The sequence below is a fragment of the Colwellia sp. BRX10-3 genome, assembly GCF_014077505.1.
Taxonomy (GTDB): Bacteria; Pseudomonadota; Gammaproteobacteria; order Enterobacterales; family Alteromonadaceae; genus Cognaticolwellia.
In genome coordinates this window covers 630744-650690 of sequence record NZ_JACGWA010000001.1, presented here as the reverse complement: position 1 = coordinate 650690, position 19947 = coordinate 630744, and the positions used below count along the sequence as shown (strand labels likewise).

The window sequence follows — 19947 nt, the reverse complement described above, 5'->3', positions numbered from 1 at the left end:
TTTTTCAGGCGGGCTTCATGTTGCATAAAATCTGGTTTTCTTCTTTTGTTTTCGTCGCACTTTTAGGTGCAAGTATTCATGTAGCAGCAAATGACGATGTGAATGTTTACTCTTACCGTCAACCGTTTTTGGTTGAACCTTTATTTAATGAGTTCACTAAAGAAACTGGCATTAAGGTTAATGTAGTTTTTGCAAAACAAGGTATGGCTGAACGACTGGCACGTGAAGGTGAATATAGCCCCGCTGATATTTTATTAACCACTGATATTAGTCGTTTAATTGAATTAAAAGAAAAAGACTTACTGCAAGCAGCTGAATCTACTGAGCTGACTGAAGCAATTCCAGCGCAATATAAAGCATTGGACAATACTTGGTATGCGCTGACGACACGCGTTCGTAATATTTACTCAGCAAAAAGATTAGGTGAAATTGATTTTAATTATGAAGACCTTGCTGATGAAAAGTATCAAGGTAAAATTTGTACTCGCAGTGGTAAGCATCCTTACAATGTTGCATTAGTCGCGTCTATGATCGCAGAACACGGTGAAGCATACACGCTAACCTGGCTACAAAAAGTTAAAGCTAATTTAGCGCGTAAACCCCAAGGTAGTGATCGCGCACAAGTGCAAGCTATTCACCAAAACTTATGTGACATATCATTAGGCAACAGTTATTACTTTGGCAATATGCTAAAAGATGAAAAACAAAAGGTCTGGGCTGACGCTGTTTATATTAATTTCCCTAATCAAAGTAATCGTGGTGCCCATGTCAATATTTCTGGAATGGCTATGGCCAAATATGCGCCTAATAAAGCTAATGCATTGGCTTTAATGAACTTTTTAGTGTCAGCGCCTGCACAAAAAATGTATGCAGAAACCAATATGGAATATCCAGTGCGTCCAGGAGTCGAACCTTCTAAATTAGTGGCTTCTTGGGGGCAATTTAAAGCCGATAATTTATCACTTGAAACTATCGCTAAACAAAGAAAAACCGCTTTGATTTTGCTAGATAAAGCACAATTTGATTTATAACCATTATCATTAAGATCGCAACTCGTGCTTACCGGTAACAAAAATACCAGTTGGAAGTTTTTCAGCTGGTTTTTTGCCTTAGCATTAATGTCGCCAATTGTGGTGATGTTATGGGGGAGCATTAATACCTCTAGCGATCTTTTTACGCATTTATGGGCTACGGTATTACCTGAGTATATTCGTAATACGTTAGTGCTTGGTGTATTGGTGGCTTTGCTGTCATTTTGCTTTGGTGTACCGGCTGCCGCCCTTATTAGTCAAACTAATATTGTTATGGGCAAGCAGTTAAGATGGTTACTGATGTTACCTTTGGCAATGCCTGCCTATCTGGTGGCTTATTTATATACCGATTTATTTGATTATGCCGGCCCTGTGCAACGTTTATTACGTGCTTGGTTTGATTGGCAATCTCCCAATGATTATTACTTCTTTGATATTAGAACCATAGGCGGTGCGGCGGTTGTTATTGCACTGGTATTGTTTCCTTACGTCTACATGCTGACACGTACTGCTTTTGAGCAACAAGACCGAAACCTGTTAAGAGCAAGTCGGTTATTGGGCTGCACGGAGCGACAAAGTTTTTACCAAGTGGCCTTACCTTTAGCTCGCCCAGCCATTGCGGTGTCATTAGCACTCGTCACCATGGAAACATTGGCCGACTTTGCCACCGTGCAATACTTTGCTGTTAATACCTTAACGACGGCTATTTACGATACTTGGCTGGGTTACAGCGATTTTGCCGCGGCAAATGCCATAGCCAGTGTGCTGATGCTGTTTATTTTATTTATCGTGGTTGCCGAGCAACGGGCTAGAGCAGGACAACGCCATCAATCTAGCCGACCCAATACAGAACATGAGCGCAAGCAACTCTCTTTTGCTCAGCAAATAATTGCCAGTATATTTTGTTGGTTTTTAGTTTTTTCTGGTTTTTTGTTACCGGTTATTTTATTGCTAGCAATGGCTGTCGATTATGCCGACTACAATCAGCTTGTTGCCTTAATAGCTACGGGCAAAAACAGTATCAAAATTGCGACTTATAGTGCCACCATCGCCACATTAATTGCACTAATGCTGGCTTTATTTCAACGTTTACATCAAAGTCGCGCTCGTATGATACCACTGCAAATTTCTGGTTTTGGTTATGCCATTCCAGGTACAGTGCTTGCTATGGCGATGTTAGCCACTTTTGGCCCATTAGATCATGCTATTAACGACGTTGCCAAAGCGTTTGATTTTAAAGCCCCTGGGTTAATTCTATCAGGTACGATATTTGCCATCGTTTTTGCCTTTGTGGTGCGCTTTTCAGCCATCGCTAATGGCACAATTAACGCAGGTATTGGTCAAATCCCTAAGTCACTTGATTTAGCGCCAGGAAGTTTAGGTGTAAAAACCCTATCGACTATTTTTCGTGTACATTTACCGCTATTAAAATCATCTATTCTAGTGGCTTGGTTGTTAGTGTTTGTTGAAGCCATGAAAGAGTTACCTGCGGTATTGTTATTAAGACCTTTTAACTTTGAAACATTAAGTACCCAGATATATCAGCTTATTTCTGATGAACGCTTAGAACAAGGCGCGTTAGGCGCTATCTTAATTGTGTTGTTTGGTTTATTACCTATTATTTTTCTTAACCGCCAGAAGGACAGCAAGTGAAGCCACTTATTAATATTGAAAATTTAGCGGTTGAATTACAATCAAAAGTAATTTTATCGCAAGTTGATTTATCACTGCAAAAAGGTGAAATAATAGGGCTTGTTGGCCCCAGCGGTTGTGGTAAAACAACCTTGCTTAATACCTTAGCTGGTTTTATTGCACAAAGTGCTGGCACCATCGAAATTAACACCAGTGAAAATCAGCAAATCAAAATAAGTATTGCTAACATGCTGCCGGCTGAAGAACGTAATATCGGTATGATATTTCAAGATTATGCGTTGTTCCCTCATCTAAGTGTTAATGAAAATATTTGCTTTGGCCTGAAAAAACTAACCAAAGCAGAACAAGGTAAGCGCTGTGAAGAATTACTGGCTTTACTCGAATTAGCAGAGTTTGGGCAACGTTACCCACATCAATTATCTGGTGGACAGCAGCAGCGAGTCGCTATTGCTCGTGCATTGGCACCACAGCCTAGCTTACTGTTACTCGACGAGCCTTTTTCAAATATCGATGCCAGATTACGTAACGAGTTAATGATTGAAATTAGGCAGTTATTAAAGCGTTTAGGTATGACCGCCATTTTTGTTACTCACAACAAAGATGAAGTTTTTACTTTTGCTGATAAAATTGCGGTTATGCACCAAGGTAAAGTATTACAAATAGGTGCACCTGCACAGGTTTGCCAACATCCTAATAGTTGGCAAGTGGCTGATTTTTTACAGCTGGGGAGTTGGCTGCCGGTCGTATTAAAGGCGTATAAAAATGATTTACCTATTTCTAGCTTAATAGGCCAATTAGCCAACTGTGCTCTCGTTAACACTTTAGTAGATAAAAGTAGTAACACGACACTTAATTACCAATTACTTGTTAAGCCTAATGATATTGAGTTATGTCAGCAACAGCCTGATAATGTCATCGTCGAACATATTGGTGTTACCGAGCAAGGCTATCATTATTTATTGAGCAGTATTGAGCAACATACTGCCTTAGCCTTTTCACACTTGAGCTTTTATAGCCAAGAACTTTATGTATTAGGGGATAAGTTAGCGATTAGGTTAAAGGGAGAGCGTTTTAACCTATATGCCGTTCATAAACACCACTGATAGCGCAACTTCACCGTTATTGTCGCTAATTTGTGACACTAAAATTACTTTTTTAGCTAAAAATAATTAATTTCTCAGGCTAAATTGGGTAACAGATCCACAAAAGCCCACAATTTCATTCACTTCCCTCAAAGCCTTTATTTTATAGGCACTCAGCGTGATCGATTTACGAAAACTTTGCTTGACATAAGTTCGCTTTACTCACTAAACTGTATCAATGTGGGAAAAAGTGGGAATTAGTGGATCACAGGTGATCCCAAAACAATAAAGTGGATTATGTTCAGAGGCACTAGCGCAATAACGCTCGACAGCAAAAATAGAATTACGATGCCCACGCGGTATCGCGAGGAGCTCTTTGCCGATTGCCAAGGAAAAATGGTCTGTACCGTGGATATTCAGCATCCATGTTTATTGTTATACCCGCTACCCGAATGGGAAGAAATAGAATTAAAACTTTGTGGATTGTCGAGTATGAATCCACAAGAGCGATTATTACAACAAGTGATATTAGGTAATGCCTCAGATTGCGAAATTGATAAAAGTGGCCGCTTATTAATTAATGGACCACTGCGACAACATGCGGGCTTGGAAAAGAACTTGATGTTGGTCGGTCAGTTGAGAAAGTTTGAAATCTGGAATGATAGCGCTTGGCAAAACCAAATGCAGCAAGGCATTGCGAAAATTCAGTCAGGTGAAATAGAGCTCACTGACCGTTTACTTGATTTATCTTTATGATAAATCGTTGAATAAAATAATGATAACTAGATGGCGTCGATAAACTCATAATGCAACACGATAATGCACATATTTCAGTTCTGCTTGCCGAGTCGATTACAGGACTCGCTATAAAACCAGAAGGTACTTATATCGACTGTACTTTTGGTCGTGGCGGTCACTCAGGTTTAATTCTTGAAAATCTAGGGCCAAACGGGCGCTTGATTGCGATAGACAGAGATTTAACAGCAATAGCCGCGGCAGAAAAGTATGCCGATGATCCGCGCTTTATTATCGAACATCATGGTTTTGCTGATTTACAAATGATTGTTGATAAGCATGAGTTAACTGAAAAAATAGACGGTATTTTATTAGACCTTGGCGTTTCATCTCCACAGCTTGATGAAGCAGAACGCGGCTTTAGTTTTATGAAAGATGGCCCGCTTGATATGCGTATGGATACTACGCGTGGCCAAACAGCAGCCGAATGGATAGCGGTTGCTGATGTTGAAGATATTACATGGGTGCTACGTACGTTTGGCGAAGAAAAACATGCTTGGCGCATTGCTAACGCCATTGTTGATGAACGTGAAGTAACACCGTTGACACGCACTGGGCAATTAGCGCAATTAATTAAGAAAACTGCACCACAAAGAGAGATGAAAAAGCATCCTGCAACACGCAGTTTTCAAGCAATTCGTATCTACATCAATAGCGAGTTAGAGCAAATTGAGAAAGTATTGGCGGCATCTTTGTCAGTTCTCGCCACTGATGGTCGCTTGGTCGTCATAAGCTTTCACTCACTCGAAGACAGATTAGTAAAACAGTTTATGAAAAAGCACTCGCAAGGTAAAAAAGTACCACGCGGTATGCCCATCAGTGAAGAAGAATTAAATAAAGGTAAAAACTTGAGCTTAATTGGCCGCAAGTTAAAGCCAACAAAAGATGAAGTGGAAGAAAATGTGCGCTCTCGCAGCTCAGTACTTAGAGTGGCACAGAGGCTAGCGCGCTAATTATGGCGCTTTAGTATGGCAACCCAAAAAGTTGTGTTAACACTTGATATTTGGCATGACATTCAACGCCATTTAGTTATCTACGGCATTTTATTATTGGTTTTGCTCTCAGCGTTTTCGGTAATTTACTTTACCCATTTAAATCGACAGACAACCAGTAAAATTGAAGTGTTATTAACCGAGCGCGATGCCTTAGAAATTGAATGGCGTAACTTGTTACTAGAACAGAATAGCTTAGCCGAGCATAGCGCCATCGAAAGCAGCGCAGAAAAGCAACTGAATATGACAAGGCCAGATGCAAGCTCGGAAATTATTATTAAATTACAATGATTTATTACCACGAGTAGGGCAATGAAAAAACCAGCACAATATAATCCTAAAACAGTAGCATGGCGTTTTTACGTTGTGATAGCTGCTGTTGTGCTGATTTATGCTGGTTTGATGGCGCGTACTGCTTATATTCAAGTGTTTGAACCTGACATGTTAAAAAAGCAGGGCGACAATCGTTCACTGCGTACCAATACTAAAACTGTACAACGTGGCTCAATTGTAGACCGCAATGGTCATGAATTAGCCATAAGTGTGCCGGTAGAAACCGTGTGGGCAGATCCAAAAATAATTTTTGATACTAATGCTCTGTCAATGACAAAGCATTGGCAGGCGTTGGCTGATGTATTGGGTCAAGACGTTAATAAGCTAAAAGTTAGGGTCACTAAAAATCCAGGTAAACGTTTCGTTTACATTGAACGCAAAGTCGCACCGGCAATGGCCAAGTATATTCAAGAATTGAAAATCCCTGGTATTCATTTACGTAAAGAATCTAAGCGTTTTTATCCTGCGGGTGAAATAAGTGCCCATCTTGTTGGTTTCACCAATGTTGATGACAAAGGTATTGAAGGGGTTGAGCGAGTTTATGATCAATTGCTAACCGGTGAAGACGGTGAGAAAAAATATCGTAAAGACGCCAAAGGTCGCAAGATAGAAATTTTATCAGTAAAAGCGTCAACACAACCTAAAACAATCACTTTGAGTATCGACCAACGTATTCAAGCACTGGCTTATCGTGAGTTAAAAGGCGCGGTTAAAGCATTTAAAGCTACATCAGGCTCAGCAGTGGTTACTAATGTTAATACAGGTGAAGTATTAGCACTGGTTAACAGCCCTTCTTATAACCCAAATAATCGCTCTGGTGTTGCTATACATCGCTTTCGTAACCGCGCTATTACTGATATTTATGAGCCGGGTTCGACCATGAAACCGCTAACAGTATTAACGGCCTTGGAATTTGGCAGCGTAAAAAAAGACAGTATTATTGATACCTACCCTGGTTGGATGCGCTTAGGTGGCAGTCGTGTTTCTGATCCTCGTTATCTTGGCAAAATTACCTTATCAGAATTATTGGTTCATTCTTCTAATATGGGTACCACTAAGTTGGCTTTATCAGTCCCAAAAAATTACCTGATTGATAAATTTTTTGACGCGGGATTTTCTGAAGAAACCGGTACCGGTCTTGTCGGTGAAAGTTCAGGCATGATGCATGACCGAGCGCGTTGGTCAAAATTTGAATTAGCGACATTATCATGGGGTCACGGGGTGGCAATTACCCCGATTCAGTTGGCGCGTTTTTACACAACACTAGCGAATGGCGGTATTAAAACACCCTTAACAATTTTAAAACAAGACGCGCAATCGCTAGCTAAGCAAAAACATGAACGTATTTTTTCTGCTAAAAATAGTCAAAATGTCGTGGAAATGCTAGAAAATGTTGTTAATCAACATTATACGGTAGCAAAAGTTGATGGTTACCGCGTAGGCGGTAAAAGCGGTACAGCGATTAAAGCGTTTGCCGGTGGTTATGGTAATGACTATGTTGGTTTATTTGCTGGGGTAGCACCGATTTCAGATCCCGAAATTGCGGTGGTGGTGGTGATTGATGATCCTGGTGGCGATTTATATCATGGCGGTGAAGTGGCCGCGCCAGTTTTTTCCCGAATTATGAAGGGCACGCTGCGGCTGCTCAATGTACCGCCCGATGCGAACACGCGAGTGACCTCTGTGAAAACAGAGCAAAAAGTTGAAAGTATACCTAAGGAGCGTGACCATGTTTGATCACGCTTTAGACGTTTCTAACGCACCAAGAAACTTTGCCGCTATTGAAGCGGTTTTAAGCTTTGGTAAAATTACGCTTTCATCGAGTGATACCTCACAATTAGAAGCGCAATTCAAAGCAAATTTTAGTCAGCAATCAGTCTCTGAGAAAGCTAACTTAGTTAACGACACACGAGCATTAAGTGCCGGTGATGTATTCTGCGCGGTTATTGGTAGCTTACGCGACGGACGTGAATATGTTGCACAAGCAATATCTGCAAATTGCGCGATGATATTGCAAGAAACCACTGCACTATCAGAGCATGGACAATTGACATGGTTTGAACAGGCGTCTGGTTCTCAAACACCGGTATTAAGTTATTTCCAGCTTAACGATAATTTATTTAATGTTGCAAAAGCGTTTTATGGTGAACCACAAAAGTCATTAAATATTATTGGCATTACTGGCACCAATGGAAAAACTAGCACTAGCCAAATTATTGCTAACTTACTCGATTATTGTCAGAAAGATTGTGCTGTTATTGGCACCAATGGCGCAGGCAAACTAGCGCAATTGCAAACCATTGAAAACACTACGCCCGGTGCGACAGAGTTGCATCAATTATTGGCGTTGTTTATTGAACAAAATATCACTGATGTTGCGATGGAAGTGTCATCACACGCCTTGGCGCAAAAACGCGTTAGTGCGACATTATTCAATACCGCCGTGTTTACAAATTTAAGCCGCGATCATTTAGATTATCATCAGACCATGTCTGCATATGCCGCGGCGAAACAGGAAATATTTACTGGCGATAATAAGCAAGTTGCCGTAATTAACGGCGATGATAAGCAAGCGCAAAGCTGGCTAGAAAATTGGCCAAAAGCACAAGCGGTTGTGGTTTATGGTCGAGATAAACATATTGCTGAATATACCTACTTCGTACAAGCTTTGAATGTCAAACATCATGCCAACGGGGTTAGTTTTCAGCTGGTTACCGAGCAGGGTGAATGTGAAATTAAAAGCCAGCTGTTAGGTGACTTTAATGTTGAAAATCTTCTGGCCGCCATTGCTGTGTTAATGGTCGAAAACATTGACCTTGCTACTATTGCCAAAGCAATCACGCAACTTGTACCCATTATTGGCCGCATGGAAGCATTTTCGTCATCAGGAAAACCTACGGCTGTAGTCGATTACGCTCATACCCCTGATGCATTGGCTAGCGCGTTAGATGCTTGTCGCTTACATTGTCACGGCAAATTATGGCTAGTATTTGGCTGCGGTGGCGATCGTGATGTGGGCAAACGAGCACTAATGGCTAAAGTGGCTGAAAGTAAAGCTGACAGAATTATCATTACTAACGACAATCCTCGCAGCGAAGACCCTGATGCCATAGCCGCAGATATTATTGCAGGCTTAGGAAAAACAACCCGCTTTGATAAAATATTAGATAGAAAAACCGCCGTTTTAACAGCATTAACACAAGCCGCTGCCGATGATGTCGTGCTTTGTGCCGGAAAAGGTCATGAAGACACCATTATTTTTGGCAATGAAAAACGCCATTATGATGAACGCGCTGTAGTGAAAGAATTTTATACATCAAAAAAAGAGGTAACGGTATGATCTCGTTAACCTTAAACGAACTATCAAAAGCTATTAATGGCCAATTAATAGGTGAAAATTTAACAATTAACGCCATTAGTACTGATAGCCGTGCATTAAAAGCCGGTGATGTTTTCTTAGCATTGCAAGGGCCAAACTTTGATGGCCATAAGTTTTTAACGCAAGCCAGTGAACTCGGCTGTAGCGCTGTTATTGTCCAAAAAGCACAAGATGATCTTACTATTTCGCAAATCGTCGTTGAAGATACGCATAGGGCATTAGGCGAAATTGGCGCTTATGTAAAAGCAAAAGTAGCGCCTAAAACGGTTGCGATAACCGGTAGCAGTGGTAAAACCACCGTAAAAGAAATGGTTGCTGCGATTTTAAATCGCTTAGGCAATGTACTGGCGACAAAAGGAAATTTTAATAACGATATTGGTGTGCCACTGACTTTATTACGATTAGAAGAAAAACATGACTTTGCAGTGGTGGAATTAGGCGCTAATCACATTGGTGAAATTGCTTATACCTCAGCACTGGTTAAACCTGATGTCGCCATTATTAATAATATTGCTGCTGCTCACTTAGAAGGTTTCGGCGATTTATGTGGCGTGGCGCGCGCAAAAGGTGAAATTTTTTCTGGCTTAAATGCTGGTGGTGTTGCGATATATAACCAAGACACACAGTGGGCTGATAAATGGCAATGGCGCTTAACGGATAAAAAAGTGCTGCGATTTTCCTGTAAAGACATCGCAGATTGTTACAGTCATCAAGAAGTTTTAGATGACAATGGCTGTGCGAATTTTACCTTAACGACCCCAATTGGCAGCGTTGAGATCGCACTAACTGTGCCAGGACATCATAACGTCTGCAATGCAGTGGCGGCAGCGACTATCGCATTAGAGTTTGGTGCGAGTTTAGGAGATATTCGTTTAGGCTTAGCTGAAATGGCTGAGGTTAAAGGGCGCTTGAATTTACATCAACTTGATAGCAACACTAAATTAATTGACGATACCTATAATGCTAACGTCGAATCAATCAATGCAGCGTCAGACTTATTGGCAAGTTATTCAGGTCGTAGAATTCTTATTCTAGGCGATATGGGTGAATTAGGCGGAGAAGCTCGTCGTTATCATCAACAAGTTGGCGAACATGCTAAAAATAAGAATATTGACGATTTGTTGACCTTAGGCGTATTAAGTCAAAATGCTTCTGATGCCTTTTATCAAGGACAAGAGACACTGGCTCAACATTTTAGTAGTAAAGATAAATTATTGTCACGATTACAGCAGTTACTTCAGGGTGAAGAACAGCAAGTGACTATTTTAGTAAAAGGTTCGCGCAGTGCTCATATGGAATACGTAGTAGCTGACATTATTCAATGGCATAACAGTCAGACTATGCAGGAGCAGGCATAATGTTACTTTGGTTAGGTGAGTATCTCACCCAGTTTTATTCATTCTTCAATGTTTTTTCTTATTTAACATTTCGAGCCATTATATCAACGTTAACCGCGTTGATTATCTCGTTATATTTTGGACCTAAATTGATCCGCGCTTTGCAAAATATGCAAATAGGCCAAACGGTTCGTGATGACGGTCCAGAAAGTCACTTAGTAAAATCTGGAACGCCAACCATGGGCGGAATATTAATACTGGCCTCCATCGTAGTCAGCGTTTTATTGTGGGCTGACTTAACTAACACCTATGTTTGGGTCGTATTGTTTGTTTTAGTCAGCTTCGGCTTAATTGGTTTTGTTGATGATTACCGTAAAGTTATTCGCAAAGACGCTAATGGCTTAATTGCCCGTTGGAAGTATTTTTGGCAAACCGTTATTGGTTTAGCCACGGCAATTTTTTTATATCAATTTTCTCAAAGCCCTGAAGAAACCACATTACTTATTCCATTTATTAAGGACGTGTTGCCACAGTTAGGCTTGCTTTATATCGGCTTAGTATATTTCGTTATTGTTGGTACTAGTAATGCAGTTAACTTGACCGATGGTCTTGATGGCCTTGCCATTGTGCCGACCATTATGGTCGCAGGAGCTTTCGCCGTTTTTGCTTACATGACCGGCCATGCTAATTTTTCTGAATATTTACATATTCCCCATATCGCTTTAGCGAGTGAACTTGTTGTTGTTTGTACCGCCATTGTCGGTGCTGGCTTAGGATTTTTGTGGTTTAACACTTACCCTGCGCAAGTATTTATGGGCGATGTTGGCTCGCTTGCCTTAGGTGCTGCATTAGGTGTTATCGCTGTATTGGTTAGACAAGAATTAGTGTTATTTATTATGGGCGGTGTTTTTGTTATCGAAACGCTGTCGGTAATTTTACAGGTAGGCTCATACAAATTACGTGGTCAACGAATATTTCGTATGGCGCCAATTCATCATCATTATGAGTTAAAAGGTTGGCCCGAACCAAGAGTGATAGTGCGCTTTTGGATAATTTCTTTAGTGTTAGTTTTGATTGGCTTAGCCACTCTGAAATTAAGGTAAAAATAAACGCGTGAATAAACAATTGCAACAGTCGGTAACGACGCAATTAGCAAATAAGCGAATCGTGATCTTAGGTATTGGGATCACGGGATTGTCGTGCGCGCGTTTTTTACATCGTCATCAAATTGAATTTGCGGTAAATGATAGCCGAGCAATGCCTATTTCTCCGGGTGATTTTAAACATCAATTTGCTGAGAACACTTTAGTGTTAGGGCAATGGGACAACGCACTGATCGCCCAAGCAGATGTTTTAATTGTGAGTCCAGGTATTGATATTACAGCACCTGCGATTAGTGCTGCCATTAGCAAAAATTGTGATGTTATTGGTGATATCGAACTGTTTTGCCGATTAAGTGATACGCCGATACTAGCGGTTACTGGCTCGAACGGTAAATCGACGGTTGTTTCAATGTTAAATTATGTCGGTAACGCCTTAGGGTATCGCGTGCAGTTAGGCGGTAATATTGGTTTACCTGTATTAGACCAAATTGACCAAGAAAAAGTAGACTTTATTGTTTTAGAGCTATCAAGTTTTCAGCTTGAAACCGTAAAAAGTATGAAGGCACTTGCAGCAACCGTATTGAATTTGAGTGATGATCATTTAGATCGTCATAAAACCATTGAAAATTATGGCGCTATTAAACAAAGCATTTATAAAAATTGCACATATGCACTCTATAACCGCAATGATAATGCCACTAAACCCAATGAATGTTATATCAACAGTCAACAGTTAAGTTTTGGCAGCGAGCCAGCACAAATTGGTAGCTTTGGTCTTGCTGAACTCGATGGCGAAAGCCATTTAATGTTAGGCGACAAAGCATTATGCACCTTGGCTGAATTACCATTGCAAGGTGTTCATAATGCCTTAAATTATTTAGCGGTATTAGCTTTAGGTAAGTGCGCAGGTTGGGACTTAACCGCGATGCTAGCAAGCTTGACGACTTTTAAAGGCTTAGCACATCGCTGTGAAGTAATTGAAACAAACGACGGCATTCGTTGGATTAACGATTCAAAAGCCACCAATGTCGGTGCAACCTTGGCCGCGATTGAAGGTTTATCTCCAACTTTGCACGGCAATAAATTGATTTTAATTGCTGGCGGTGATGGTAAAGGTGCCGATTTTTCGCCGTTGACCCAAGCATTAACAAAACACGTCGAGCATTTAATTACGCTAGGTAAAGACGGGCGCGCTATTGCTTCGTTGCGATTAGCAAGCCAAGCAGATAAAACTTCGCACGTTGATTCATTATCAGCAGCAGTATCACTTGCCAGAACACAGGCGAGAGTTGGCGATATGGTTTTACTTTCACCGGCTTGTGCCAGTTTAGACATGTTTTCAAACTATGTTGAACGTGGTGTGGTGTTCATAAAGTCAGTGTTAGTCAATAAGGAGAGAGTTTAATGTCAGTCTCCTTTGCTAATTTGTCACAGTGGACTTTGCCACAATGGTTGCAAGTTGAGTCACGTTCGGTTGCTACCTTTGATCGTAGTTATGTATTGCTTGCACTTAGCATGTATATGATCGGATTGATTATGGTGGCCAGCTCTTCAATGCCGATTGCTGAACGCTTATTTGCTAATCCATTTCATTTTATTGTCCGTCATATGATTTATATCGTGTTAAGTCTGGGCGTTGCTGCCGTTACTTTGCAAATTTCGATGCATCGTTGGCATCAATACAGCAGTAACTTATTGTTACTCGGTATTATTTTACTTGTTGTAGTTTTAATTGTAGGTCGAAATGTTAATGGTTCTACTCGTTGGATTGGCATTGGACCGATAACGATACAAGCGGCAGAGCCAGCGAAACTATTTTTCTTTTGTTATTTATCGGCTTACCTCGTTAGGCGACGTGATGAAGTGATGGAAAACGTTAAAGGCTTTGCCAAACCTTTACTTGTTTTTGGTGTGTTAAGCGGTTTGTTATTAATGCAGCCTGATTTAGGCACCATTATCGTCATGTTTGTTACTACCTTTGGTTTGTTGTTTTTAGCGGGTGCTAAGTTGTGGCAATTTATTGCTATTTCAGGGGTTGGTATCACTTTATTGTCAATGTTAGCGTATTTTTCTCCTTATCGTTGGGCGCGAGTAACCGGCTTTCTTGACCCATGGAAAGATCCATTTGGCAGTGGCTATCAGTTAACACAATCATTGATGGCTTATGGCCGCGGAGAAACATTTGGTCAAGGCTTAGGTAACAGCGTACAAAAATTAGAATATTTGCCAGAGGCACATACCGATTTTGTAATGGCTGTGCTAGCTGAGGAATTTGGCTTTATCGGTATTAGCGTTATATTGCTGTTAAGCATGACTTTAGTTTTTAAAGCCCTATTGCTCGGTAGAAAAGCGGTTAATCAGGAAAAGTATTTTGAGGGCTTTTTTGCCTACGCTATTGGCATTTGGTTTTGTTTCCAAGCCGCGGTTAATATCGGCGCAAGTGCAGGCATAGTACCAACCAAAGGTTTAACCATGCCTTTGATTAGCTATGGTGGTAGTTCAATGATTATCATGACTATGGCGGTGGTGATTTTAATCCGTATTGACCACGAAATTAGAATACAAAGTATTCAAGCAACTAGTCGCACGACTGGTACTCATAAAGGCACTAAGAAGAAACCAAGTAAATTGAAGAAAACAAAACTTATCGAGGGCGACAATGACTGAACAAACAAGTCATGAAATAAAGCGCCCAACGCTGCTAGTAATGGCAGGCGGAACCGGCGGGCATATATTTCCAGGTATTGCGGTTGCTGATGCATTAGTGAAACAAGGTTGGAACATTCATTGGCTTGGTACTGCTGAGCGTATGGAAGCGGAACTGGTGCCGAAAAATGGCTATCCGATATCATTTATTAATATGGCCGGTGTACGAAACAAAAGCTGGCAAACGTGGTTGAAAACACCATTCAAAATTATGCAATCTGTACTGCAGTCTATTCAAATAATGCGCAAGGTTAAGCCTGATGTGGTTTTGGGGATGGGCGGTTATGCTAGTGCTCCTGGTGGTGTAGCGGCATGGTTGCTGAGTATTCCGTTAGTGTTGCATGAGCAAAATGCTGTTGCAGGCATGAGTAACCGTTTTCTGTCCTATATAGCAACCAGAACGTTAAGCGCGTTTCCTGGTGCATTTAGCAAAAGAGTCACCTCAAAAGTGGTCGGGAATCCATTACGTAGCAATATTATCGCCATTAAAAATGTGATGCCTGAACAACCGGCAACAAGTAAAAAAGTATTAATCGTTGGTGGCAGTTTGGGGGCGAAAATACTTAATGATGTTGTGCCGCAAGCAATGAACCAGATAAAAGTACAAAGTATTGATGTTTGGCATCAAACCGGCGGTGGTAACGAGCAAACAGTGTTAAAAAGTTATCAAAATTACGGCCTGCCAGAAGAAAAGGTCAAAGTAACAGAGTTTATTGATGATATGGCCGCAGCCTACAAATGGGCTGACGTGGTAATTTGTCGAGCGGGTGCATTAACCGTGTCTGAATTAGCAATGGCAGCAAAGCCGGCTATATTCGTGCCCTTGCCGCATGCGGTTGATGATCATCAAACCAAGAATGCTATGTATCTAGTTAATTGTGGTGCGGCCAAACTAATCGCGCAAAAAGAATTTAACGGTACAACACTTGGGCAAATGCTGAACAGTCTGTTCATATCTGACAAAGTTGTGCAGCAGATGTCGAAGGCTGCACACAATGCTGCCCATGCTGAAGCAACTAACCTTGTTGCATCAGCATGTATTGAGGTGGCTAAAACATGAGTAAAGTAATGACCACAGAAATAAACAGCAATACGGCATTAAACCATGCCAACAACAGAGCACCAGAAATGCGCCGTGTTAAAACTATCCACTTTGTTGGTATTGGTGGTGCAGGTATGGGCGGTATTGCTGAAGTATTACTAAATGAAGGTTATCAAATTACTGGCTCTGATATTGGTGAAAACCAAGTGGTTAAACGACTAACAGCCTTAGGTGCAAAAATTACTATCGGTCATCACGAAGATAATGTTAGTGGCGCCAGTGTTATTGTGGTTTCAACTGCGATTAATGCTGAAAACCCTGAGTTAGTCGCTGCACATCAACAGCGCATACCTGTAGTGCGAAGAGCTGAAATGTTAGCCGAATTAATGCGTTTTCGCCATGGTATTGCCATTGCAGGCACCCATGGTAAAACAACCACAACCAGTTTAATTGCCAGTATTTTCGCTCAGGCAAATTTAGATCCGACATTTGTGATTGGCGGATTACTTAACAGTGCCGGCACGAATGCACGTTTAGGTAGCAGCCGTTATTTAATTGCAGAGGCTGATGAAAGTGATGCGTCATTCCTACATCTTCAACCTATGGTTTCGGTGATCACTAATATCGATGAAGATCATATGGAAACTTATGAAGGTGACTTTGAAAAACTTAAAGATACCTATATCGAGTTTCTACACAATCTACCTTTCTATGGCTTAGCCGTTGTTTGTTTAGATAATCCGGTAGTGCGAGAAATATTACCGCGCATCGGTCGACAAGTTATTACCTATGGCTTCTGCGAAGATGCCGACGTTCGAGCAACGCAATATCAACAATCTGCCGGTATGAGCTCATTTGTTGTTGAACGAAAAGACAGCGCCCCATTAGCAATTAACGTTAACTTGCCGGGCGAGCACAACGTGCTAAATGCTCTAGCAGGTGTGGCAGTTGCCATTGATGAGGGTGTCGCTGAAAGCGCTATTCAGCAAGCTTTACAAAATTTTGCGGGTATCGGTCGTCGTTTTGAAAAATTAGCTACTTTACACACTGAGCAAGGTAAAATGATGCTGATTGATGATTACGGTCATCATCCAACAGAAGTCAAAGCTACAATAGCGGCAATGCGTAATGGCTGGCCAGAAAAAAGATTGATCATGGTATTTCAACCACATAGATATTCTCGTACGCGTGATCTTTATGAGGATTTTGTTGAAGTATTATCAGAAGTCGATTGCTTATTTTTACTTGATGTTTATGGTGCAGGCGAAGCGCCAATTGCCAATGCCGACAGTAAAAGTTTAGCGCGTAGCATTCGTCTACGTGGCCAAATAGAGCCAATTTATGTCAGTGACAGCGATAAATTAGCCGAATTAATCGCTGCACAATTAAAAGATGGCGATATGGTTATTACTCAAGGTGCCGGAAATATTGGCGCCATTGCACGTAGTTTAGCAACAGATAAAAAGTTAACGGTGGTTAAATCATGAAGCCTTTAATTGAGCAAAAATTAGCTGTTTTATATGGTGGTACATCAGCAGAAAGAGCGGTGTCACTTAATTCTGGTATCGCGGTTTCCAAAGGCTTAGAAGACGCTGGTTTTAATGTTCAGCTTATTGATACTCAAGATTATTGTCTGAGTGATTTGGTAAAACTTGATATTGACCGTGTGTTTATTGCTTTACATGGCCGTGGTGGTGAAGACGGTTGTGTGCAGGGCGCGCTGCAATATATGAATATTCCTTATACCGGTTCTGACGTATTAGGTTCTGCGCTATCGATGGATAAAATTCGCAGTAAACAAGTTTTTCAAGCATTAAATCTACCAACAGCTGCTTTTGAAATTGTTGATAAAGCCCATTATCGGACGGTAGATGCGGCGAAAATTTTACAACAGCTAGGCAATGTAGTCATGGTTAAGCCTGCTAATGAAGGTTCAAGCATTGGCATGTCTAAAGCCAATAATGCCGAAGAATTGCATCAAGCACTTATTGCTGCTTTTAATTATGACCAACAAATTTTGGTCGAAGCTTGGGTGCAAGGTCCAGAGTACACTGTAGCCATTTTAGGGCAAACGCCGTTACCGGTTATCCATATGGAAACGCCGAACGATTTTTATGATTACGATGCTAAATATAAATCTAACACTACACAATACCACTGTCCGTGTTCACTTTCTGTGGAAGACGAAGCAGAACTGCAATCTATTGCCTTAAAAGCATTTAATGCCACAGGCGCAAAAGGTTGGGGTCGTGTAGATGTTATGCGAAACGCCCAAGGACAATGGCAGATATTAGAAGTTAATACAGTCCCTGGTATGACAGAAACTTCATTAGTACCTAAGGCCGCTAAGGTTCACGGCTTAAGTTTTAGTGAATTAGTAACAGAAATTGTCGCGATAAGCGCAAAAGGTAGTGCGTAACGTATGGCAACTGCAATAGAAAAACAGCTTCCTTTAAAGGAAGAAGTAGCAAGTTTACACTGGTCATTTTGGCTAGGCGTTTCGTTTTTCGTTGCTGTTATTGTCGCTATATTATCGTTCGGAATTTTTTTGAATAAACGTTTAAGTTCTGAAGAGTCAGCGCCTGTTACGTCAATTTCGATCGCTGGTGAAATGCCTTACACCACACGTTTAGATATTGAAACGGCAATAGAGCAAGTGAACTTAGGTAATTTTTTCAACTTAGATGTAAATGATGTACAGAAAAAAGTGGCAAAGTTACCTTGGGTATATTCTGTTTCAGTACGAAAAAAATGGCCAGATGAATTGAAAATTTATGTTGTTGATCAAAAACCTATTGCCCATTGGAATGGTGATTTTTTGATTAACGCTAATGGCAAAGCCTTTCAGGCTGACGTACAGCGTTTAGCGGTAAAATTACCGGCATTTTTTGGTCCAGAAGGTAGCGAGCAAATAGCCTTAGAAAATTTTAGAAACCTGAACAAACTATTGGATTTTAGCCAATTAGCCATTGATGAATTAGTACTGACCGAGCGTTTTGCTTGGCAGTTTATCTTAAATGATGGAGTTACCATTAATTTAGGACGTGATAGTCGTGTTGAGCGTATACAGCGTTTTATGGACATTTATCCAGAAATTAAATTGAATAAAAAGGAGGGTCAACAAGTTGATTACGTTGACCTGAGATACGATACCGGTTTAGCCGTTGGTTGGAAAACCGCGGATAATAAAGAAAGAGTTTAACCTTAATGTCAAAAATAACTGAAAGAAATTTAGTGGTTGGATTAGATATTGGAACGTCAAAAATTTCAGTAGCTGTTGGTGAAATAACGCCTGATAACCAACTCAGTATCGTTGGTGTTGGTAATCAACCGGCACGTGGCATGGACAAAGGTGGCGTCAATGATTTAAACCTGGTAATTCAGTCTATTCAGCGCGCTATTAATGAAGCGGAATTAATGGCCGATTGCCATATTACCTCAGTATACCTTGGTATTTCTGGTAAGCATATTAGTTGTCAAAATGAGAACGGTATGGTGCCCATTAATGACAAAGAAGTCATGCAGGATGATGTTGATAACGTTATTCATACTGCGCGTTCAGTGCCTATTTCAGCTGAGCGACGCATGTTACATGTGTTACCACAAGAATACAGTATTGACTGTCAAGACGGCATTAAAAGCCCAATTGGGATGTCAGGCGTGCGAATGGAAGCAAAAGTTCATATCGTCACTTGTGCAAATGACATGGCAAAAAATATCGTTAAATGTGTTGAGCGCTGTGACTTAAAAGCTGATCAATTGATTTTTTCAGCACTTGCTTCTAGCTATGCCATTTTAACTGATGATGAAAAAGAGCTAGGTATTTGTGTTGTTGATATGGGTGCAGGGACAATGGATATCGCAGTTTTTACCGGCGGCGCTTTACGCCATACCGCAGTAATTCCAGTAGCGGGTAATCAAGTCACTAGTGATATTGCGAAAATATTCCGCACCCCGTTAAGTCATGCTGAAGATATTAAAGTGCAATATGCTTGTGCATTGCGCCAAATGGTTAGTATGGAAGAAAACATTGAAGTACCGAGTGTTGGTGGACGTCCGGCACGTTCTATGTCACGTCATACATTAGCTGAAGTCGTTGAGCCTAGGTATCAAGAATTATTTGAATTGATACAAGAAGAATTACGCGAATGTGGTTTAGAAGATCAAATTGCTGCGGGTTATGTTTTAACCGGCGGTACATCAAAAATGGAAGGTGTAGTAGAGTTTGCAGAAGAAGTTTTTCAAATGCCAGCGCGCGTAGCACAACCATCTGATGTATGTGGATTGAAAGAGTATGTTAACGACCCAACATACTCAACGGTTGTCGGCTTATTGCATTACGGCATGCAAGCAAGTCAGCAACAAAGCAATGAACAAAAGAAAAGCGAGTCAGTTGGTAGTATCGGCTCAAAAATACTGGCTTGGTTTAAAGGCGAATTTTAATTAGCGGCATTAGCGGTTAGTTAAAGGTGTAAAAGAGTTTTGGTGGAACAA

17 protein-coding genes are annotated in these 19947 nt (G+C 40.9%); all 17 read left to right on the top strand.

The genetic code is table 11. From position 1 onward, the window contains the following. The first annotated feature begins 17 nt into the window (after positions 1 to 17). The 17 genes from H4J38_RS02795 (at position 18) to ftsA (ending at position 19896) form a co-directional block, all read left to right on the top strand. A complete protein-coding gene (locus H4J38_RS02795) occupies positions 18 to 1031 on the top strand; it encodes an extracellular solute-binding protein (RefSeq protein WP_182129229.1) in 1014 nt (337 codons plus the stop codon). Between the two features lie 24 nt (positions 1032 to 1055). Then, positions 1056 to 2684 carry an iron ABC transporter permease gene (locus H4J38_RS02790; protein WP_310733434.1) on the top strand — a complete coding sequence of 543 codons (1629 nt, stop codon included), beginning with the start codon at positions 1056 to 1058 and terminating at the stop codon, positions 2682 to 2684. After that, entirely contained in the window at positions 2681 to 3787 is a 1107-nt protein-coding gene (locus H4J38_RS02785) for an ABC transporter ATP-binding protein (RefSeq protein WP_182129227.1), read from the top strand. Before H4J38_RS02790 ends, H4J38_RS02785 begins: the two co-directional genes overlap by 4 nt. A 276-nt stretch (positions 3788 to 4063) precedes the next feature. Then, on the top strand, positions 4064 to 4522 hold the full coding sequence (mraZ, locus tag H4J38_RS02780; protein WP_182129225.1) for a division/cell wall cluster transcriptional repressor MraZ: 459 nt from the start codon (positions 4064 to 4066) through the stop codon (positions 4520 to 4522). Between the two features lie 50 nt (positions 4523 to 4572). Beyond that, positions 4573 to 5514 carry a 16S rRNA (cytosine(1402)-N(4))-methyltransferase RsmH gene (rsmH, locus tag H4J38_RS02775; protein ID WP_182129223.1) on the top strand — a complete coding sequence of 314 codons (942 nt, stop codon included), beginning with the start codon at positions 4573 to 4575 and terminating at the stop codon, positions 5512 to 5514. A 15-nt stretch (positions 5515 to 5529) separates the two neighbouring features. Beyond that, positions 5530 to 5844, top strand: a complete 315-nt coding sequence (ftsL, locus tag H4J38_RS02770) for a cell division protein FtsL (protein ID WP_182129221.1) — start codon at positions 5530 to 5532, stop codon at positions 5842 to 5844. 21 nt (positions 5845 to 5865) lie between these two features. Next, positions 5866 to 7623, top strand: coding sequence for a penicillin-binding protein 2 (locus tag H4J38_RS02765; protein WP_182129219.1), 1758 nt, complete (start codon positions 5866 to 5868; stop codon positions 7621 to 7623). Further along, positions 7616 to 9226 carry a UDP-N-acetylmuramoyl-L-alanyl-D-glutamate--2,6-diaminopimelate ligase gene (locus H4J38_RS02760; protein WP_182129217.1) on the top strand — a complete coding sequence of 537 codons (1611 nt, stop codon included), beginning with the start codon at positions 7616 to 7618 and terminating at the stop codon, positions 9224 to 9226. Before H4J38_RS02765 ends, H4J38_RS02760 begins: the two co-directional genes overlap by 8 nt. Next, positions 9223 to 10623 carry a UDP-N-acetylmuramoyl-tripeptide--D-alanyl-D-alanine ligase gene (gene murF, locus H4J38_RS02755; RefSeq protein ID WP_182129215.1) on the top strand — a complete coding sequence of 467 codons (1401 nt, stop codon included), beginning with the start codon at positions 9223 to 9225 and terminating at the stop codon, positions 10621 to 10623. The genes H4J38_RS02760 and murF overlap by 4 nt, the downstream gene beginning before the upstream one ends. Further along, positions 10623 to 11705, top strand: coding sequence for a phospho-N-acetylmuramoyl-pentapeptide-transferase (gene mraY / locus H4J38_RS02750; RefSeq protein ID WP_182129213.1), 1083 nt, complete (start codon positions 10623 to 10625; stop codon positions 11703 to 11705). Before murF ends, mraY begins: the two co-directional genes overlap by 1 nt. Before the next feature lie 10 nt (positions 11706 to 11715). Next, positions 11716 to 13110, top strand: coding sequence for a UDP-N-acetylmuramoyl-L-alanine--D-glutamate ligase (murD, locus tag H4J38_RS02745; protein WP_310733433.1), 1395 nt, complete (start codon positions 11716 to 11718; stop codon positions 13108 to 13110). Further along, the gene (gene ftsW, locus H4J38_RS02740) at positions 13110 to 14372 is read left to right on the top strand and encodes a cell division protein FtsW (RefSeq protein ID WP_182129211.1); all 1263 of its coding nucleotides are present in this window, start codon (positions 13110 to 13112) and stop codon (positions 14370 to 14372) included. Before murD ends, ftsW begins: the two co-directional genes overlap by 1 nt. Then, positions 14365 to 15471 (top strand): undecaprenyldiphospho-muramoylpentapeptide beta-N-acetylglucosaminyltransferase, encoded by a 1107-nt coding sequence (gene murG / locus H4J38_RS02735; RefSeq protein ID WP_182129209.1) that lies wholly within the window; start codon positions 14365 to 14367, stop codon positions 15469 to 15471. Before ftsW ends, murG begins: the two co-directional genes overlap by 8 nt. Before the next feature lie 8 nt (positions 15472 to 15479). Continuing rightward, positions 15480 to 16940 carry a UDP-N-acetylmuramate--L-alanine ligase gene (murC, locus tag H4J38_RS02730; protein ID WP_182130102.1) on the top strand — a complete coding sequence of 487 codons (1461 nt, stop codon included), beginning with the start codon at positions 15480 to 15482 and terminating at the stop codon, positions 16938 to 16940. After that, on the top strand, positions 16937 to 17872 hold the full coding sequence (locus H4J38_RS02725) for a D-alanine--D-alanine ligase (protein WP_182129207.1): 936 nt from the start codon (positions 16937 to 16939) through the stop codon (positions 17870 to 17872). The genes murC and H4J38_RS02725 overlap by 4 nt, the downstream gene beginning before the upstream one ends. 3 nt (positions 17873 to 17875) lie before the next feature. Further along, entirely contained in the window at positions 17876 to 18655 is a 780-nt protein-coding gene (locus H4J38_RS02720; protein WP_182129205.1) for a cell division protein FtsQ/DivIB, read from the top strand. Positions 18656 to 18660: 5 nt separating this feature from the next. After that, positions 18661 to 19896: a cell division protein FtsA gene (gene ftsA, locus H4J38_RS02715; protein ID WP_182129203.1), complete on the top strand. Its 1236-nt coding sequence runs from the start codon at positions 18661 to 18663 to the stop codon at positions 19894 to 19896. Positions 19897 to 19947 lie beyond the last annotated feature (51 nt).